Source organism: Ensifer sp. Root127 (genome assembly GCF_001425225.1).
Lineage (GTDB): Bacteria > Pseudomonadota > Alphaproteobacteria > Rhizobiales > Rhizobiaceae > Ensifer > Ensifer canadensis.
The window spans coordinates 19,355-36,549 of record NZ_LMDX01000016.1 but is presented as its reverse complement, the minus strand read 5'-3'; the positions used below and the strand labels follow the sequence as shown (position 1 = coordinate 36,549).

18 protein-coding genes are annotated in these 17,195 nt (G+C 61.0%); 3 read left to right on the top strand and 15 right to left on the bottom strand.

Annotation, left to right across the window (positions count from 1 at the left end; translation table 11 throughout):
- Positions 1-243: 243 nt before the first annotated feature.
- Positions 244-1,230 (top strand): TerC family protein, encoded by a 987-nt coding sequence (locus ASD03_RS18500; protein WP_057214742.1) that lies wholly within the window; start codon positions 244-246, stop codon positions 1,228-1,230.
- 127 nt (positions 1,231-1,357) lie between these two features.
- Here ASD03_RS18500 and ASD03_RS18495 read toward each other — a convergent pair whose 3' ends face one another.
- Entirely contained in the window at positions 1,358-1,594 is a 237-nt protein-coding gene (locus ASD03_RS18495; protein ID WP_057208094.1) for a DUF6500 family protein, read from the bottom strand.
- Positions 1,595-1,832: 238 nt separating this feature from the next.
- Here ASD03_RS18495 and ASD03_RS18490 point away from each other — a divergent pair, with 238 nt between their 5' ends.
- Complete coding sequence (locus tag ASD03_RS18490) at positions 1,833-2,228, top strand: MarR family winged helix-turn-helix transcriptional regulator (RefSeq protein WP_057214739.1); 396 nt, start codon at positions 1,833-1,835, stop codon at positions 2,226-2,228.
- Positions 2,229-2,266: 38 nt separating this feature from the next.
- Entirely contained in the window at positions 2,267-3,562 is a 1,296-nt protein-coding gene (locus ASD03_RS18485; protein ID WP_057214736.1) for an MFS transporter, read from the top strand.
- A gap of 48 nt (positions 3,563-3,610) precedes the next feature.
- On the opposite strand, the gene ASD03_RS18480 is transcribed toward ASD03_RS18485, so the two are convergent.
- From ASD03_RS18480 to ASD03_RS18415, 14 genes are all read right to left on the bottom strand, one after another.
- Positions 3,611-4,924 carry a TRAP transporter large permease gene (locus tag ASD03_RS18480; RefSeq protein ID WP_057214733.1) on the bottom strand — a complete coding sequence of 438 codons (1,314 nt, stop codon included), beginning with the start codon at positions 4,922-4,924 and terminating at the stop codon, positions 3,611-3,613.
- On the bottom strand, positions 4,921-5,433 hold the full coding sequence (locus ASD03_RS18475) for a TRAP transporter small permease (protein ID WP_057214731.1): 513 nt from the start codon (positions 5,431-5,433) through the stop codon (positions 4,921-4,923). Before ASD03_RS18475 ends, ASD03_RS18480 begins: the two co-directional genes overlap by 4 nt.
- 155 nt (positions 5,434-5,588) lie before the next feature.
- Complete coding sequence (locus tag ASD03_RS18470) at positions 5,589-6,566, bottom strand: C4-dicarboxylate TRAP transporter substrate-binding protein (protein ID WP_057214728.1); 978 nt, start codon at positions 6,564-6,566, stop codon at positions 5,589-5,591.
- Between the two features lie 247 nt (positions 6,567-6,813).
- Positions 6,814-8,091, bottom strand: coding sequence for an L-fuconate dehydratase (locus ASD03_RS18465; RefSeq protein WP_025428747.1), 1,278 nt, complete (start codon positions 8,089-8,091; stop codon positions 6,814-6,816).
- Between the two features lie 21 nt (positions 8,092-8,112).
- Complete coding sequence (locus ASD03_RS18460; RefSeq protein WP_057214725.1) at positions 8,113-8,958, bottom strand: fumarylacetoacetate hydrolase family protein; 846 nt, start codon at positions 8,956-8,958, stop codon at positions 8,113-8,115.
- Positions 8,959-8,983: 25 nt separating this feature from the next.
- Positions 8,984-9,718, bottom strand: coding sequence for an SDR family oxidoreductase (locus ASD03_RS18455; protein ID WP_057214722.1), 735 nt, complete (start codon positions 9,716-9,718; stop codon positions 8,984-8,986).
- 10 nt (positions 9,719-9,728) lie between these two features.
- Entirely contained in the window at positions 9,729-10,175 is a 447-nt protein-coding gene (locus ASD03_RS18450) for a MaoC/PaaZ C-terminal domain-containing protein (RefSeq protein WP_025428744.1), read from the bottom strand.
- A 2-nt stretch (positions 10,176-10,177) separates the two neighbouring features.
- Positions 10,178-11,257, bottom strand: coding sequence for a Gfo/Idh/MocA family oxidoreductase (locus ASD03_RS18445; protein ID WP_057214719.1), 1,080 nt, complete (start codon positions 11,255-11,257; stop codon positions 10,178-10,180).
- Complete coding sequence (locus ASD03_RS18440) at positions 11,250-11,600, bottom strand: L-rhamnose mutarotase (RefSeq protein WP_057214714.1); 351 nt, start codon at positions 11,598-11,600, stop codon at positions 11,250-11,252. Before ASD03_RS18440 ends, ASD03_RS18445 begins: the two co-directional genes overlap by 8 nt.
- 10 nt (positions 11,601-11,610) lie before the next feature.
- On the bottom strand, positions 11,611-12,723 hold the full coding sequence (locus ASD03_RS18435) for a mandelate racemase/muconate lactonizing enzyme family protein (RefSeq protein WP_025428741.1): 1,113 nt from the start codon (positions 12,721-12,723) through the stop codon (positions 11,611-11,613).
- 1 nt (position 12,724) lies between these two features.
- The gene (gene ugpC, locus ASD03_RS18430; RefSeq protein WP_025428740.1) at positions 12,725-13,822 is read right to left on the bottom strand and encodes a sn-glycerol-3-phosphate ABC transporter ATP-binding protein UgpC; all 1,098 of its coding nucleotides are present in this window, start codon (positions 13,820-13,822) and stop codon (positions 12,725-12,727) included.
- Positions 13,823-13,827: 5 nt separating this feature from the next.
- A complete protein-coding gene (locus ASD03_RS18425) occupies positions 13,828-14,694 on the bottom strand; it encodes a carbohydrate ABC transporter permease (protein ID WP_025428739.1) in 867 nt (288 codons plus the stop codon).
- Entirely contained in the window at positions 14,694-15,590 is an 897-nt protein-coding gene (locus tag ASD03_RS18420; RefSeq protein ID WP_025428738.1) for a sugar ABC transporter permease, read from the bottom strand. Before ASD03_RS18420 ends, ASD03_RS18425 begins: the two co-directional genes overlap by 1 nt.
- A gap of 180 nt (positions 15,591-15,770) precedes the next feature.
- Positions 15,771-17,051 carry a sugar ABC transporter substrate-binding protein gene (locus ASD03_RS18415; protein ID WP_225906524.1) on the bottom strand — a complete coding sequence of 427 codons (1,281 nt, stop codon included), beginning with the start codon at positions 17,049-17,051 and terminating at the stop codon, positions 15,771-15,773.
- Positions 17,052-17,195 lie beyond the last annotated feature (144 nt).

Genomic DNA, 17,195 nt, shown 5'->3' with positions numbered 1-17,195 from the left:
CTCCATGGCACCTGCGTCAAACGCCTCAAGAATTGGATGTGGTTGATGATGGCAGAGTGACCGGCGATGTCGGAGGATGCCGTCGACGCGTGTATCAAAAAAGCGGTGTCAGACACTTGAAGGCCGGCCGGCGCCCTCCCAACTATCCAGCAACCCGCTGGTCCGGGCCCCTCTGGCGAGAGCTTCCGGCGCTCTTGCGATGTCGGACCTTATCCGACATCTGCGCCGGCGGAGCTCTATTCCGTGGATACTTCCCTTTTGTTTATCGATTGGCTGGGTAAGCCAATCTTGATGTGGCTCAGCTTCATCACGCTGGTCATCGCTATCCTGTCCTTCGACCTGGGCGTGCTGCACAAGGAAAACAAGGAAATCGAGGTCGGCGAGAGCATCAAGCTCTCAGCGCTCTACATCTCGCTTGGCCTCGCTTTCGGCGGCTGGGTCTGGTGGTATCTGGGCGCCGACGCCGGCCTTGCCTACATGACCGGCTTCGTCGTCGAAAAGACGCTCGCGCTCGACAACGTGTTCGTCATCGCCCTCATTTTCTCATTCTTTGCCGTCCCGCGTCTCTACCAGCATCGGGTGCTGTTCTGGGGCATCCTCGGCGTCATCGTCCTGCGCGCCATCATGATCGGCGTCGGTGCGACGCTTGTCGCTGAATTCTCGTGGCTACTCTACATCTTCGCTGCCTTCCTCGTCGTTACCGGCTTGAAGATGCTGTTCATGAAAGAAGCCGAGCCCGACATCTCCAACAACGCGTTGGTGCGCTTCATGCGGAACCGTTTCAATGTAACGGAGACCCATCACGGCGAACATTTCTTCGTCAAGCGGGCAGATCCGAAGAGCGGCAAGCTGATCTGGTTCATCACGCCACTGTTCATGGCCCTCGTGCTTATCGAAGTGGCTGACGTTATCTTCGCCGTCGATTCGGTACCGGCGATCTTCGCCATCACCACCGATCCGTTCCTGGTCTATACGTCCAACATCTTCGCCATTCTCGGCCTGCGGGCGCTCTACTTCGCACTGGCAGCGATGATCCACCGCTTCCGCTATCTGAAGCCGGCTCTGGCCGTGGTTCTGATCTTCATCGGTTCGAAGATCTTCGTTGCCGATCTGCTGGGCCTGGAGAAATTCCCGGCGGCGCTGTCGCTTGGCATCACCTTTGCGATCATCGCAAGCGGCGTGATCTGGAGCCTGGTCAAGACGCGCGGGGAGGCGATACCGGCCGAGTAAGTCTCGGCAAAGCGACCTCCGTCAAGACGAGGCGATACGCCCGGAGGCTGCCCAAGAGGGCAGCCAATCCATTTCAGTGACAATCAGCTAAGCCGCGGGTGCTCGAAAGAACGCCCGCGGTTCGCGTTTATCGGATCGGCGTCTGCTCGCCCAAAGCGGCGACCATCGCGCGGATCTTCACGGCTTTCTCGAAATGGTCGAGCCGATGGGTCCTGATCCACCATTCGGCCGCCTCCATCAAAAGCTCTGGGTCTTCGTTTTTGTTGGCAAAGAAGGCGTAGAACGAGAGGCCGACGCCCGGCCCTTTTTCAGCGATCTTCCGATCGCAAACTTCCAATATCTTCCGTTGCAAGGCGGTTCTCATGATCCGGCTCCAATGCGTTTGCTGATTGTCTCTGGTGAAGGGTTGGCTTCGCCCTGCCCGCTCGAAGGGCTCTTTTCAAGACGAGGTCTTAGCCGCAGCCGGTCGGGCTGCGCAATCCTTGAAAGGGCGGTCACGATTCATCGGGTGATTGTCTGATTGACCGGCCGTTGCCGCACCCTTGGGCGTGCCATCGCACGCAGGGCTTGACGTCAGAATATTGCGTGTATATACACGCAATATGTCCTATTGTTATTGCATCCTCCTGCGCAAAGCCTCGAGACGAGTGACGTCGCTCTATGACGACGCGCTTGCGCCTATTGGCGTCAATCTCGCGCAGTTCAGTCTGCTGCGAAATATCCAGCGGGCCGAGCCCATCTCTCTGACGGATCTCGGCCAGCGCACGGAACTCGACCGTTCGACGGTCAGCCGGAACGTCAAGGTCCTTGAAAAAATGGAGCTGGTCGTAATGGTGAGCGGGCAGGATCAAAGGGAATCTGCTGTCGAATTGTCCGCCAAGGGGCGGCAGGTCCTGCGTGACGGGGCTCCTCTCTGGGACGGCGTTCAGACGGCAATCGAAGCCAAGCTCGGGGATGAAGCGTCGGCCCAACTGACGGCCCTGCTGCAGGCTCTCTAGTCAAATCAACACAATCGATCGATGGAAGGAAATGGCCGATGTTCGGACCGGTGCTTGCGCGGTATCTCGCCAAACGCGACATCCATTATGGCTGGGCTGTCGCGGCCGTTACATTCCTCGTCATGCTGGCGACGGCCGGTGCGATGGGGTCCGCGGGCGTTCTGATCAAGCCACTCGAAACAGAGTTCGGATGGTCGACTGCCGAGATATCGTTTGCGCTCGCCATTCGCCTCGTGCTCTTCGGTCTGCTTGGGCCGTTCGCGGCAGCCTTCATGAACCACTTCGGCGTCAGGAAGGTCGTGTCCGCGGCGCTGGTTCTCATCGTTACCGGCATCATTGCGTCGTTCTTCATGACGCAGTTGTGGCAGATGGTAGCGCTTTGGGGTGTCGTTCTCGGCGTCGGCACGGGCATGACCGCGCTAGTGCTCGGTGCCACCGTCGCCACGCGCTGGTTCGACAAAAGGCGCGGCCTCGTTGTCGGCCTGATGACGGCCAGCAATGCCACCGGGCAGTTGGTGTTCCTGCCCCTCCTCGCCTCTCTCACCGAGGCGATAGGCTGGCGCACCGCCCTCACCGTCGTCATCGCGGTCCTGTCCTTTGCCTTCCTCCTCGTGCTCCTGTTCATGCAGGATCGGCCTGCTGACGTCGGCTTGGCGCCCTATGGCGGCCGGGCGATCGTGCCGGCTCCAGCACAGAAGCATAATCTGCGCACCCTGTTACTTTCGCCATTGAAGGCGCTGCAGGAAGCGTCCCGTTCAAACACGTTCTGGGTGCTGTTTGCGACCTTCTTCGTCTGTGGCTTCAGTACCAATGGCCTGATCCAGATGCATTGGGTGTCGATCTGCGGCGATGTAGGCATCGCTGCCGTCGGTGCGGCCGGTTTCCTGGCGCTGATCGGCGTATTCGACCTCGTCGGTACGGTCTTTTCCGGCTGGCTTTCCGACCGTTATGACAATCGTTGGCTGCTCTTCTGGTTCTACGGCCTTCGCGGCCTGTCGCTGCTGTTCCTTCCCTTCAGCGGCTTCAACCTCTACACGCTGTCGATCTTCGCCATCTTCTATGGCCTCGACTGGGTCGCGACCGTCCCGCCGACCGTGAAGCTTTCGGCGGAACGCTTTGGTGCAGAGCGGGCGGCGCTGGTCTTCGGCTGGGTGTTTACCGGACACCAGCTCGGCGCGGCGAGCGCCGCATTCCTCGCCGGCGCGAGCAGGACGTCGCTCGAGACCTATACGCCAGCGCTTATTGCCGCCGGCTTGCTGTGCATCGTCGCCGCACTGCTGGTCCTGACCATCGGTCAGCGCGCACCGGCAAACCTGGTGCCGCAGGCGGGGTAAACGGCAAGCGTTTGCCGGTCGCGGTTCTCCACCGCGACCGGCGCTGACCTATTGAACAGCCGCGGTCCCGTAGACGAGGTTCGGCAGCCAGAGCGAAAGCTGCGGGAACATGCTGAGCATCAGCAACAGCACCATCATCATCGCGAGATAGGGCAGCACTTCGCGTGCATAGGCCATCATCGGAACCTTCAGCACCATCGACGAGATGTACATCAGCCCACCGACCGGCGGCGTAATGCCGGCAATGGTCAGGTTGGTGATAAAGACGACCCCGAAATGCACGCGATCGATACCGACGCCGTCGATGATCGGGATCAGCATCGGCGTGAGTATGATCAGCGCTGCCGACCCTTCGATCGCCGTGCCGATGACGATCAACAGCACGTTGATCAGCAACAACATCAACAGCGGGTTGTCGGTTGCTGCACCCAGCCAGCCGGACATCGCCTGCGGCACCTGTTCCCAGGCGAGATAGAAGCCGAAGGCGGCGGCCGCGCAGATCATGATCATGACGACAGCTGAGTCGCGCACCGACTCGGCGAGCACTTCCGGGATCTGGCGGATGGTGAACTCGCGGTAGCCGAAGACGGCAACGAACAGCACGTAGACGACGACGACCGCACCGGCTTCGGTGGTGGTGAACAGCCCATAGCGAGTTCCGGCGAAGATGACGATGGGTATCGACAGCGCCCAGAGACCGTCGATCAGCGCCTTCATCGCTTCGGCGCGGGTCGCCCGCTCCTTGCGCAGCGGCTTGTAGCCACGCTTCTTGGCAATGAAGTAGGTGGTGATCATCAGGCCGCCGGCAAGCACAAGGCCGGGCACGACGCCAGCCGCAAACAGCCGGCCGATCGAGGTTTCGGCAAGGAAGCCATAGACGATAAGACCGATCGACGGCGGGATCAGGCTGGTGATGATGGCGGCCGACGACGTGATGACGGCGGCGAAGGCGCGGCTATATCCCCTCTCCGACATTTCGACGCCCAGCGTCTTGGCAAGCATCGCCGCATCGGCGTTGGCGGATGCAGTCAGGCCGCCAAGCAGCGTGCCGAGAACCGTGCACATCTGGGCAAGCGCGCCGGTCATATGGCCGACGAGGACGTCAGCAAGGTTGAGCAGCCGGCGGGTGATGCCCGAGGCGTTCATGATGCAGCCGGCGAGTACGAACAGCGGCAGCGCCAGCAGCGACACGGACTGGCTACCTTCGGCCATTTCCTGGGCGAAATTGGCAAGCGGGATCATGTCTATGTTGATGAGGAAGAACGCCAACGCTCCAATCGCCATCGCCCAGGTGATCGGGGTGGACAAAAGGAAGAGCACGACGACCAATAGCGACGGACCGGCAAGATGAAAGAAGGTCATATCAGCGATTCCACATTGCGATGCACCCGCGCAGTCCACGGTCTTTCGACGATCAGGTGCTGAACGAACATGCCGGCGGACGCGAGGGCGAGCGGGCCATAGGAGAGGCTGCGCGACAGGTCGAGCGCGATGGTGTGGACCTGGCGCGACGTCCATGCCTGCCAGGCAAACAGCACCGTCATCACCAGGAAGAAGACGGCGAGCAACAGGTAATTGAACCAGGCAATCGCCTTCTGCCAGCTCGCGGGGAAGGCCGTGACCAGCACATCGATCGCCGCATGCGTCCCCAACCGAACACCGGCAACGGCGCCGAAAAACACCAGATAGGCAAAGGCCATGATCGCCAGTTCGTAGGTCCAGGCGGCCGGCTGCGGGAAGATATAGCGACTGACGACACCCCAGAGGATCGAAAAGACGATGACGATGAGCGCGACAACGCCGATCGCCTCGTCGGCGCGGCGAAAACTGAGAAGAGGTATTGTCTCTTCTTGAAGGTGTGAGGTTTCCATAGCGGCCTCGGTCATTTGAAGAGAAGGATATGGGTGGCGTGTTGCGCCACCCATTTTCAGTTCGGCTGTGCCAATCTCACATTCCCTGCGAGAAAATCTGCCGATTGGCGTCGACCGTCGAGCCGACGCCGGGTTGGCGGCGGGAGCGTGTCCGCCTACTCGGCCATCGCCTTCTGAACGCGATCGTAGATGCCCGGGGTAATGTTCGGCACCTTGTCGTAGGCGACGCGCGATGCCTCGACGAAAGCCGGAACGTCGACGTCTGTAACGATCTCGACACCGGAGTCGGCAAGCTGCTTGGCATAGGCGTCGTCGGTTTCGAGCGTCATCTCAGTCAGTTCCTTGGCGATCGTCTGCCCCTCCTCCAGAAGGATATTCTGCAGATCTTCCGGCAGGCTGTTGAAGAACTGGCTGGATGCGACCCAGGCGGTGAACATGATCTGGTGGCCGGTCTTGGAGACGACCTTGCGGGTCTCGTTCAGCTTCGCACCGGCGATCGAACCGAATGGCCCTTCAGCGGCATCGACGACGCCGGTCTGCAGCGCGTTGTAGACATCGCCCCAGGGAAGTTCCGTCGGGCGTGCGCCGTAGCTGCCGAAGGTCGCCATCATGATCGGCGAGGACGGCACGCGGATCGTCACGCCGGCAAGATCGGCCGGGGTGCGGACGGGCTTGTTGGAGATGATGTGGCGGTAGCCGAAGAGGCCGTTGGGCATGATGATCTTGATGCCCTGCGCCTCGAGCTTGCCCGACAGTTCCTTGTAGAGGTCCGATGCAAACAGCCGGTCCGTGGCCTCAAGACTCGGATAGACGTAGGGGCCGGCCAGGATCGACATATCGGGCACGAACTGACCGAGCTGGCCGTAGTCGGTGGCGCTGAGCAGGCTGGCGCCGCTCATCACCATCTCATTGACCTTCTTCTGCGCGCCGAGCTGGTCGCCGGTCATCACGGTAATCGCGATTCGGCCGTCAGAACGCTTCTCGACGCGCTCGGAGAAGGTCTTCATCGCCTTGACGATCGGCTCGTTGGGATTCACCTGCGAGGTCGAAAAACGCAGGCTGTATTCCTGCGCATTGGCGCTACCGCAATAGGACAGAGCGGCGATGGCAGCCGCGAGCACGAACTTCTTCATTGGATCCTCCTGTTCCGGACTCCCCTCCGGAATTCATTCATAAGCGAATGAATAAGTTATTTACGAATGAGTCACAAGCGTCAAGTGGAATGTCTCGGTGCCGCGGCTGTTCGAAGGCGAGAGCCCCATTCCGCGTCCCGTTGGCGGAAAAAGCAAAAGCCGCCGCAGAGATCCTGCAGCGGCTTCAAGCAACGCGTTTGAATTCACAACTTATATATGAATACCCTCTCAGGGATAATCGGCGCTACTAGCCCTTGAACGTGTAATCCTTGATGGACTGCGGCTTCATCTCGATCGAAAAGCCTGGACGTTCCGGCGGCATGTAGGCGGCGTTGTGGATGATGCACGGCTCGAGGAAGTGCTCGTGCAAATGGTCGACATACTCGATCACCCGGCCATCCTTCGTCCCCGACACGGCGATGTAGTCGATCATCGACAGATGCTGGACGTATTCGCAGAGCCCTACCCCGCCGGCATGCGGCCAGACCGGAAGCTCATACTTCGCCGCCACCAGCAGAACCGCCAGCACTTCGTTCAGGCCGCCCATGCGGCAGGAATCGATCTGCACCACGTCGATCGCGCCTTCGGCGATGAACTGCTTGAACATGATCCGGTTCTGGCACATCTCTCCGGTCGCAACTTTCACCGGACCGATCGCCTCGCGGATCTTGCGGTGGCCTGCGACATCATCGGGACTTGTCGGTTCCTCAATGAAGAACGGCTTGGCAAAGGCCAGTTGCTTGACCCAGTCGATGGCTTCACCGACCTCCCAGACCTGGTTGGCATCGATCATCAGGTAGCGATCCGGGCCGATGACTTCGCGGGCAATGGTCAAACGCCTGATGTCGTCGGCGAGATCACGCCCGACCTTCATCTTGACGTGATTGAAGCCCTGGTCGATTGCCTCCTGCGCCAGCCGGCGAAGCTTGTCGTCGTCATAGCCGAGCCAACCGGCAGACGTCGTATAGCAGGCGTAACCTTCGCTCTTCAGCGTCGCGATACGCTCCGCCTTGCCGGCTTCGGCACGCTTCAGGATCGCCACGGCTTCGTCGCGGGTCAGCACATCGGTCATGTAACGGTAGTCGACGATGTCGGCGATCTCCTCCGGCGACATGTCGGCGACGAGTTGCCAGACCGGCTTGCCGGCTTCCTTGGCGAGCAGATCCCAGATCGCGTTGACGATGGCACCGGTGGCCAGATGAATGGCCCCCTTCTCCGGGCCGATCCAGCGCAGCTGGCTGTCGCTGGTCAGATGTCGCCAAAAGCGGCCTGGATTGGCGAGTATCTCCGCCGTATCGCTGCCGACGACGAGATGCTGCATGGCTTTGATCGCCATGCAGCAGATGTCGTTGCCCCGCCCGATCGTGAACGTCAGGCCATGGCCCGCCAATCCGGGGCTATCGGTGTCGAGGATGACATAGGCCGCGGAATAGTCAGGGTCCGGGTTCATGGCATCGGAACCGTCGAGGCTCTGCGATGTGGGAAAGCGCAGATCGAAGACGCGCAGATCGGTGATGCGGGTCATGTTTGCTCCAATGAGAATAGATCAGTCGTCCGCGCGTACGGACTGCTTCTGGGTGCCGAGACCTTCGATGCCGAGTTCGACGACATCGCCGGCCTTGAGGTAACGCGGCGGCTTCATGCCCATGCCGACACCCGGCGGCGTACCGGTCGAAATGATGTCGCCCGGCTGCAGCGACATGAACTGCGACAGGTAGGAGACGAGATATGCGACACCATAGACCATGGTCTTGGATGAGCCGTTCTGCATCGTCTCGCCGTTGACCTTGAGCCACATCGGCAGGTTCTGCGGATCCGGGATTTCCTCCTTCGTCACCAGCCATGGGCCGGTCGGGCCGAAGGTGTCGCAGGACTTGCCCTTGGTCCACTGTCCCTGGCGCTCGATCTGGAACGCGCGCTCAGACACGTCGTGGACCGTGCAATAGCCGGCGACATAGTCGAGGGCTTCGGCTTCGCTGACATACTTCGCCTTGCGGCCGATGACGACGCCGAGTTCGACTTCCCAGTCGGTCTTCTCGGAGCCGCGCGGAATGACGAGGTCATCGTTCGGACCGACGATGGCCGACGTTGCCTTCATGAAAATGATCGGCTCGGAGGGAACGGTCGCACCCGTTTCGGCTGCATGGTCGGAATAGTTGAGGCCGATGCAGACGAATTTGCCGGTGCCCGCGACGCAAGGGCCGAGGCGGGGGCTGCCGGCTACGGCCGGAAGGCCGGCAAGATCGAGCTTGGCCAGCGCTGCAAGCGCGTCGGGGTCAAGCGCTGCACCGGAGAAGTCGGCGACATGGCTGGAAAGATCGCGAAGCGTGCCGCTCGAGTCGATGATTCCAGGCTTTTCCTGTCCCGGTTCGCCATAACGAAGAAGTTTCATGGTGTCATATCCCTGATTTGAGTGCTCAGATGGTCCAGCCGCCATCGATGGCATAGGCCTGCCCGGAGGTATAGGTCGCGCTGGCGAGGTAAAGGGCGAGATCGGCGATCTCTTCCGGCGTGCCGATCCGGCCCATCGGCTGACGGGCGATGAAGGCGGCCCGCGCCGCGTCGTAATCGCCCTGTGCCCGCATGCGATCCTGCAGCGATGGGCTTTCGACCGTACCAGGGCAGATGGCATTGCAGCGGATGCCGTCGGCGACATAGTCGGCGGCAACGGATTTGGTCAGGCCGATGACGGCCGCCTTGGTCACGCCATAGGCAAAGCGGTTCGGCACGCCCTTGATGCTGGACGCAACCGAAGCCATGTTGATGATCGAGCCGTCCTTGCGCGAAAGCATGCCCGGCAACACGGCCCGGATGGTGCGGATCATCGCCTTGACGTTGAGGTCGAAGGCGAATTCAAGGTCGGCATCCTTCATGTCGAGGATCGAGCCGGCATGCACGAAACCGGCGCAATTGAAGAGCACGTCGACCTGACCGATCTTGGCAACCAGCGCCTCGACAGCGCCTGGGTCGAGAACGTCGAGCCGATGGGTTTCAACAGAGGCTTCTGCGGCCAGCGCTGCGAGTGCCTCGGTGTTGATGTCGGTGGCATGCACCTTGGCGCCGGCCTTGGCAAAGGCAAGCGCGGTGGCGCGGCCGATGCCCTGGGCTGCGGCGGTGATAAGGACGACCTTACCCGAAAGACCCGTTGTCATTGTTGACCCCTCATGCTTTGCGTTCGACGACCAGGATATGATCGGCGGCGAGGACGACCTCGCCACGCTGGTTGATAACTTCGCACCGTTCGACGACACGTCCCGCCTTCGGCCGCTTCGGATCGTCCTCCTTGGCGGAGATCGTCACGCGGGTGCGGATGGTGTCGCCGATATGAACCGGACGCACGAACCGTAACCGATCATAGCCATAAGAAAAGGCGACGGGATTGATCAGCGACGCCGTCAGGCCGACGCCGATGGAAAAGATCATGGTGCCATGGGCGATCCGCTGGCCGCCGGGCAAGGTTTTGGCGAATTCCGCGTCCATGTGGTGCGGGAAGAAGTCGCCCGTATGCCCGGCATGGACCACGAAGTCGGTCTCGGTGATCGTACGGCCTGTGCTCAACCTGACATGGCCGAGTTCATAGTCTTCGAAATGGATTGTCTGTTCCAACATCGTCAACGTCCGGGAAGTGGCGCGATCGCGGTTGCAGGCCGCGCGCTGGATTGGTAGGCGGCCTCGACCAGCGCCATCGTCTGCCAGGCGTCGTCGACTGCGCCGATCAGCTGCTCGTCCTCGCCACTAACGAAGCGTTGCAGGTTGGCCATGCGATTGGCAAAAGCGTCTGGGAACCAGGCGCCGTTGAGCGGCACCTCCATCCATTCCGTGCCACCGGCTGGCCGGATCCACAGTTCGTCGGGCTCGCCGCGCGGATAGTCGAGATTGACGCCCAGCTTGACGTATGCCGCCCCCTCGGTTCCCGAGATACGGAACTCGCAGGCCTGGAACTTGCGGCCGAAATCATGGTCGTGATTGACCGAAAGCACGCAGCGCACCTGGTCGCCGTAGTCGAGAATGGCGGCCGTGCGGGTCTGCGCCACCTCATGATTGGGATGGCCGATCGTCTTGGCGTGCACACCGTCGGGATTGCCGAGCAGTCCGCGGATCAGGTCGAGATAATGGATCGAGTGCATGGCGATCTCGATCCGCGGCAAACCTTTGAGGAACGGCCAGAGACCCCAGGGCGTGGCAAGTGCAAGCCACGCATCGAAGTCGACGATCTGGCCGAGATAGCCTTTTTCGATCGCGTCGCGCAGCGCCAGCATCATCGGGGCAAAGCGAAGCTGGAAATTGACTGCCGCCTGCAATTGCCGGTCACGGCAGATGTTGAGGATCTCCGTGGCTGCTGCCAGATCTGCGCCCATCGGCTTCTGGATCAGGGCGCCCGATCCTACTGGCAGTTTCGACAGGATTGCAGCATGCGCTGCCGGCGGCGTCGCCAGATCGAAGATCGCATCTGGGATTGCCAGCGCCTCGGTCTCGGTCGCAAACGCTCGGATGCCCCATTCGGCAGCAAGCGACGCCGCCTTCTTGACATCGGGATCGAAGATGCCGGCGACGGGAAGGCCTGCCTTGCGATAGGCCGGAAGATGCGCATCACCGACAATGCTGCCGGCGCCGAAGATGACGATCGGGCGCGGTTTTTCGGGCGAAGGCCAAGATTGCTGCAGCGACGTGGGATCGAACTGGTCAGTCACGATGCAAGACCTTTCCGTCGTGGTGGAAGACTTCCTCCATCATCGCCCACCACTCGCCATCCCCGCGCGTTTCGAGCGGCTTCTGGCATGGCATGCACACCGACCACCATTCCTGGTTCTTCGGGTGCGCGGCCATTTTTGTCATGTCGGCTGCGAAATCCTCGCCGACATATTCCCAGTAGCCGAACAGCAGGTTTTCCGGCTCCTTGAGGAAGATGGAGTAATTCGTGACGTTGCATTCGGAGATCAGCGTGAGGATCTCCGGCCAGACGGCAGCGTGCAGCGTCTTGTATTCGGCGATCTTGTCGGGCTGAAGACCGATCACCATTCCCATTCGTTGCATGGCGGCCTCCCTACTTCACGAATTCCCGGGTGAACTCGTTGATCGAGCGCGCTTTCACGGCATCCCAGTCCCAGGCAATGCCGATGCCGGCTTCAGACGGCGCGATGGCGCGTCCGTTACGGATCTCCATGCCCTTGGTCGTCAGTTCATCGAGTTGCGGAATATATTCGACATATTTGCCGTTCGGCACGGCGCAGACAAGGCTGACATGCAGTTCCATCAGGAAATGCGGGCAGACCGGAATATCGAAAGCCTCAGCAGCGTGCGCGACCTTCAACCAAGGCGTGATGCCGCCGATGCGGGCGACGTCGACCTGGACGATCGAGCAGGCCCCCTTCTGCATGTACTCACGGAAATGCCGGATCGAATACATGGATTCGCCGACGGCGATCGGGGTCGGGGTCGAGCGTGTCAGGCGGATGTGGCCGTCGAGATCGTCGGCCGGCAGCGGCTCCTCGATCCAGGCGAGATCCAGCTCCTTCAGCCGAGCGGCCCGGCGGATCGCCTCGTCAACGGTAAAACCCTGGTTACAGTCGGTCATGATCTCGAAGCCATCGCCGAGCGCTTTGCGCATCGCCGAGAGGCGATCATAGTCCTCGGAGCCGTGCGGCTTGCCGATCTTGACCTTGGAGCCGGAAAAACCCTTGGCCTTGGCCTGAAGCGCATCCTCGACGAGGGCTTCCTTTTCGATATGCAGCCAACCGCCTTCGGTGGTGTAGAGCGGGCAACTGTCCTTGGCGCCACCGGCGAGCTTCCAGAGCGGCAGCTTCTGTTTCCGTGCGCGCAGGTCCCAAAGGGCGGTGTCGACGGCAGCGAGTGCCAGCGCCGTTATCGGGCCGATCGTCGTCGCATGGGTGGCAAATTCCATCTTGTGCCAGATGGCTTCGATGCAATCGGCGTCCTCGCCGATCAGGATCGGAACGAGGTGGTCGGACAGCAGGCGCATGACGGAGGATCCGCCCGTGCCGATCGTGTAGCTGTAGCCCGTCCCGGTCGCGCCGTCGGAATCGGTGATCGTGACGATCGGCGTTTCCTGGCTGACGAAGCTCTGGATCGCGTCGGTCCGCTTCACCTTCGGCTGCAGATCGACCATACGCAGTTCAATTTTCTCGATCCTTGCCATGTCAGCCTTCCAGAGCCTTTCCTGTCTCGATGTCGAAGAGATGGGCGCGAGAGAGATCGAAGCTCATGCGCACGCTTTCGCCTGAGCGAAGCGGACGCGGATTGAGCATGCGCGAAACCCAGTCGCGGCCATTGAATTGGATGAACACCAGCGTCTCGTTGCCGAGCGGCTCCGTGATGGTGACGGGCAGCTCAACCTCGTGCACGGCAGCGGCATCGCCGGCATGGAGGCCGTGGCCCGTGGGGTAGATATCATCGGGGCGCAGGCCGAATGTGACCTTCTGGCCGGCGCGGAGCGCGCCGACAAACCGCGGCGGGATGGGCAGACGGACGCCGGTCGCAAACACCAACTGGCCATGGTCGACCACGGCCTCGTCCATGTTCATCGGCGGCGAGCCGATGAAGCCGGCAACAAACTTCGTCGCGGGCTTCTGGAACACTTCCTCCGGCGTCCCGACCTGCTCGATATGGCCATCGCGCATGATGACGATACGATCGGAAAGCGTCATCGCCTCGACCTGGTCATGCGTCACATAGATCATCGTCGCCTGCATGCGGGCATGCAGCTTCTTGATTTCGGTGCGCACCTGGGTGCGCAGCTTGGCGTCGAGGTTGGACAGCGGCTCGTCGAACAGGAAGACGTCGGGCTGGCGCACGATCGCGCGGCCCATCGCCACGCGCTGGCGCTGACCGCCGGAAAGTTGCGACGGGCGACGCTCCAGCAGATGGCCGAGATCGAGAATGGTCGCAGCCTCATCGACGCGCGCCTTGATGTCGTCAGTGGAGCGGCCGGCGATCTTCAGCGAGAAACCCATGTTCTCGGCGACCGTCATATGCGGATAGAGCGCGTAGGACTGGAAGACCATCGAGATGTTGCGGGCGCGCGGCGGCAGGTCGTTGACCTTGCGGCCACCGATCTCGATGGCTCCGCCGCTGACATCCTCGAGGCCGGCGATCATGCGCAGCGTCGTCGATTTGCCGCAACCGGACGGGCCGACCAGGGCGATGAACTCGCGGTCCTTCACCTCGAGATCGATGCCGTGAACGACTTCGAGCGCGCCATAGCGTTTGACCAGTTTCCTGAGGGTGACAGGAGCCATGAATGTTATCCTTTCACCGCGCCGAAGGTGAGGCCCGAAACGAGGTGCTTTTGAATGATGAAGGTGAGCGTGAGCGCCGGGACGATCATGACCACGGCGAGCGCGCACATACCGCGCCAGTCGATCGTGAACTCAGCGGTGTAGTCGAGCAGGCCGACGGGCAGAGTTTTCGAGTTGACCGAGCGGGTAATCTGCGAGGCCAGAGCATATTCGTTCCAGGACGTGAGGAAGGCGAAGATGCCCGCGGAGGCAATGCCGGGGCCAGCAAGCGGAAACTCCACCTGCCAGAATGCCTGCCAGGGTGTGCAGCCGTCGATCTGGGCTGCTTCCGCCAGATCCTTCGGTACCTGACGGAAGAAGCCGTCGATCAGCCAGATAGTGAAGGGCACGTTCAGCGCGACATAGGTCAGGATCAGCGAGAAATGCGTGTCGATGATGCCGGTGCGGGCATAGATCATGAAGAGCGGGAGCGACAACGCGATGCCGGGAACAGCACGCGTCAGCATGAAGCCGAGGAAGATTGCCGACTTCGCCTTGAAGCGGTAGCGGGCAAAGGCATAACCGCCGGCCATGCCAATCGCGAGAGCGATCACCGTCGAGGTGACGGAGATGATCAGCGAGTTGCGGAAATAGTCCCAGACGGGAACCCCACCCTGCCCGGCGCCGGCGAACATCGCGCGGTAGGCATCAAGCGAGATGCTTTCGGGGATCCAGACTGGCGGCTTGGCCATGATCTCGACGGTCGGGCGCAGCGACGACAGCACGATCCAGAGGCCCGGCAGGCAGATTACGGCCATTGCGAGAAACAGCCCGATCAGATGCGCCGTCTTCAGGAGGCGCCGGCGCAGGCGATGTGACGAATTGATATCCATTACCACTCGGCTCCGATCTGCTGGCGCGCGGCGGCGAGCTTGCGGAAGAAATAGACGGTGAAGACGATCGACAGAAGGATGGCGACATAGGCCATGGCGTTGGCCATCCCCATGCGGGCGTCGGCATAGGCCGTGCGGCCGATCAGGGTCCACAGCAGTTCGGTTCGTTTGGCCGGCCCGCCATCGGTCATGATTTTCACGATGTCATAGGCGCGGGCAACATCGAGCGAACGGATCGTCATGGCGATGAAGGCAAACGGCATGAGATAGGGCCAGGTGACGTAGCGGAATGTCTGCCATGGCGTGCAGCCATCGACATGCGCCGCCTCGACCGGGTCCTTCGGCATCGCCAGAAGACCGGCAAGAATGAGGATCGCGAAGACTGCGGTCGACGACCAGACCTCGGCGATGATGATCGAGATCAGCGCCAGGTTGCCGTCGATCAGCCAGGGGATGGCGCGGTCCGTCAGCCCGAGCGATTGCAGCGCATTGTTCACGAAACCGATGTTGTCGTTGAACATGAATTTGAACTGGAAGCCGACGAGCACCGGTGAAAACATCATCGGGAACATCATGATCGTCCGCAGCAGCCGCTGGCCGTGGGTGGCCTTGTTGACAAGGAGCGCGAGGCCGAGGCCAAGCAGCATCTCCGTGTTCAGTGCGACGGTGAGCAGAAGGACGGTGCGGCCGAAAGCGACCCAGAAATCCCAGTTGCTCAGCACCGTGATGTAGTTGCGCAGACCGACGAAGATCCAGAGCGATTCAGGCTTGGTCAGCCGGAACGGCGTGAAGCTCGAATAGAAGGAGAAGAGCAACGGCACCACGATGACCGCTGCCAGCACGACAAAGGCCGGTAGCAGCAGAAGGACCGGTGCGGACAGTTTCTTGAGCTTCATCAGGCATTCCTGAGGGTGACATCACAGTGCCGCGCGTCAGATATGACGCGAAAAAGACGCTGCAAGGCATTAAACTTGCTGCATAATCCTTCCTGACCATTTCCGATCCAGGGAGTTACGCAGTAAATGACGAAGGCGGCGCCGACACCTTGGTATCGGCGCCGCCTTCCTTGTCTCTACTTACAGCTTTCCGGCGTCTTCCAGGATGCCGGTCGCCTTTTCGGCGGCAGTGTCGAGCGCTTCCTTCGACGTCTTGTCGCCGAGGATGGCGGCCTGGAGTTCAGGATAGACGGCGTTGGAGATTTCGATCCATTCTGCAGTCTGCGGAACCGGGAATGCATGCTTTGCCGCTTCCTGGAAAGCCTGCAACACCTCGGTCTTGTAGGCATCGCCCTCGGCGGCCTTGATGTTGTATTCCCAGACGGCGGTGCGCGTCGGCAGCGGACCGGTCGCCGATTCCAGCTTCTGGCTATCCTCGTTGGTCAACCACCAGACGAGCGAAGCTGCCGCTTCCTTGTTGGCGCAGTCCTCGGTGACCGAGAAGCCGTGGTGCCCGGACCAGCCCGTGCGCTTGCCCGAGGAACCTGCCGGCTGAACCTTGACGCCGACATTGCCGGCAACCTTCGACGACTTCGGATCGTTGAAGAAGCTCGCCCAGCCAGGCCAATCGAGATTGACGGCGATCGAGCCGGAAGCAAAGCCCTGGCCGAGATCGTCCCAGAGGTAGTTGGTCGTGCCCGGAGGAACGGCCTTGTCCTTGTAGAGCTTGACGAACCAGTCGAGCGCCCGGATGCCGGCTTCGGAATTGAAGGCCGGACGTCCATCCTTGTCGAGGTATTCGCCACCTTCGGCGACCAGCATTTCATAGAAGCGGCCATTGATGGCCTCTTCCTTGCCGGCAAACTGCGTACCGTAGAAGTTCGGCGGGGCCGCGAAGAATTCTGCCTGGTCGCTGACCTGCGCCCAGGTATCCGGCGGCGTGAGGTCGTAGCCGTATTTTTCCTTGAAGGCGGCCTTCTTGGCATCGTCCTGGTAGAGGCTCTTTTGATAGTAGAGCGCCGACACGTCGAACTGCGCGCGTGGAAGCATGACGAGCTTGCCGCCGAGCGTCGAGGCGTCGATGACAGCCGGCACGAACTTTGCGATTTCTTCCGGCGGAAGCAGTGCCAGGAGATCGGTATAGATGTCGGGGTATTGCGGGGCGAAGGAAGAGTGGTTGGAACCGACGCACCAGCTGATACCGCCCGTGGCGATATCCGACTTGATCTCCTTGTCGAGTTCGAAGTGATTCTTCTTCGACAGGATATTGACCTTGGCGCCGGTCGCCTTCTCCCATTCGGCGATGCGCTCATAGAGCTTTTCGTATTGCTGTCCGCCGATCAGCTTGGCGTCGATGGTGACGCCTTCGAACTTGCCGGGCAGTTCCGCGGCGCTGGCCGCTCCCACTGCGCAGGCAAGCATGATGACTCCGGCCGAGACGCCGGAAAGCAGCCTGTTCATAACCTCTCCTCCACTGTAGCGCGCCCTCATCCCGGCCCGCATTTCTCATTTGTGAGAAACTAATTCATATACAAACAACAATTTTATCGCTCGTCAAGGGTGAAC

Coding starts and splice junctions, on each gene's coding strand:
- ASD03_RS18495 (WP_057208094.1), bottom strand. CDS start 1,594: ATGAGAACCGCCTTGCAACGGAAGATATTGGAAGTTTGCGATCGGAAG.
- ASD03_RS18490 (WP_057214739.1), top strand. CDS start 1,833: ATGTCCTATTGTTATTGCATCCTCCTGCGCAAAGCCTCGAGACGAGTG.
- ASD03_RS18485 (WP_057214736.1), top strand. CDS start 2,267: ATGTTCGGACCGGTGCTTGCGCGGTATCTCGCCAAACGCGACATCCAT.
- ASD03_RS18480 (WP_057214733.1), bottom strand. CDS start 4,924: ATGACCTTCTTTCATCTTGCCGGTCCGTCGCTATTGGTCGTCGTGCTC.
- ASD03_RS18475 (WP_057214731.1), bottom strand. CDS start 5,433: ATGGAAACCTCACACCTTCAAGAAGAGACAATACCTCTTCTCAGTTTT.
- ASD03_RS18470 (WP_057214728.1), bottom strand. CDS start 6,566: ATGAAGAAGTTCGTGCTCGCGGCTGCCATCGCCGCTCTGTCCTATTGC.
- ASD03_RS18465 (WP_025428747.1), bottom strand. CDS start 8,091: ATGACCCGCATCACCGATCTGCGCGTCTTCGATCTGCGCTTTCCCACA.
- ASD03_RS18460 (WP_057214725.1), bottom strand. CDS start 8,958: ATGAAACTTCTTCGTTATGGCGAACCGGGACAGGAAAAGCCTGGAATC.
- ASD03_RS18455 (WP_057214722.1), bottom strand. CDS start 9,718: ATGACAACGGGTCTTTCGGGTAAGGTCGTCCTTATCACCGCCGCAGCC.
- ASD03_RS18450 (WP_025428744.1), bottom strand. CDS start 10,175: ATGTTGGAACAGACAATCCATTTCGAAGACTATGAACTCGGCCATGTC.
- ASD03_RS18440 (WP_057214714.1), bottom strand. CDS start 11,600: ATGCAACGAATGGGAATGGTGATCGGTCTTCAGCCCGACAAGATCGCC.
- ASD03_RS18435 (WP_025428741.1), bottom strand. CDS start 12,723: ATGGCAAGGATCGAGAAAATTGAACTGCGTATGGTCGATCTGCAGCCG.
- ugpC (WP_025428740.1), bottom strand. CDS start 13,822: ATGGCTCCTGTCACCCTCAGGAAACTGGTCAAACGCTATGGCGCGCTC.
- ASD03_RS18425 (WP_025428739.1), bottom strand. CDS start 14,694: ATGGATATCAATTCGTCACATCGCCTGCGCCGGCGCCTCCTGAAGACG.
- ASD03_RS18420 (WP_025428738.1), bottom strand. CDS start 15,590: ATGAAGCTCAAGAAACTGTCCGCACCGGTCCTTCTGCTGCTACCGGCC.
- ASD03_RS18415 (WP_225906524.1), bottom strand. CDS start 17,051: ATGCTTGCCTGCGCAGTGGGAGCGGCCAGCGCCGCGGAACTGCCCGGC.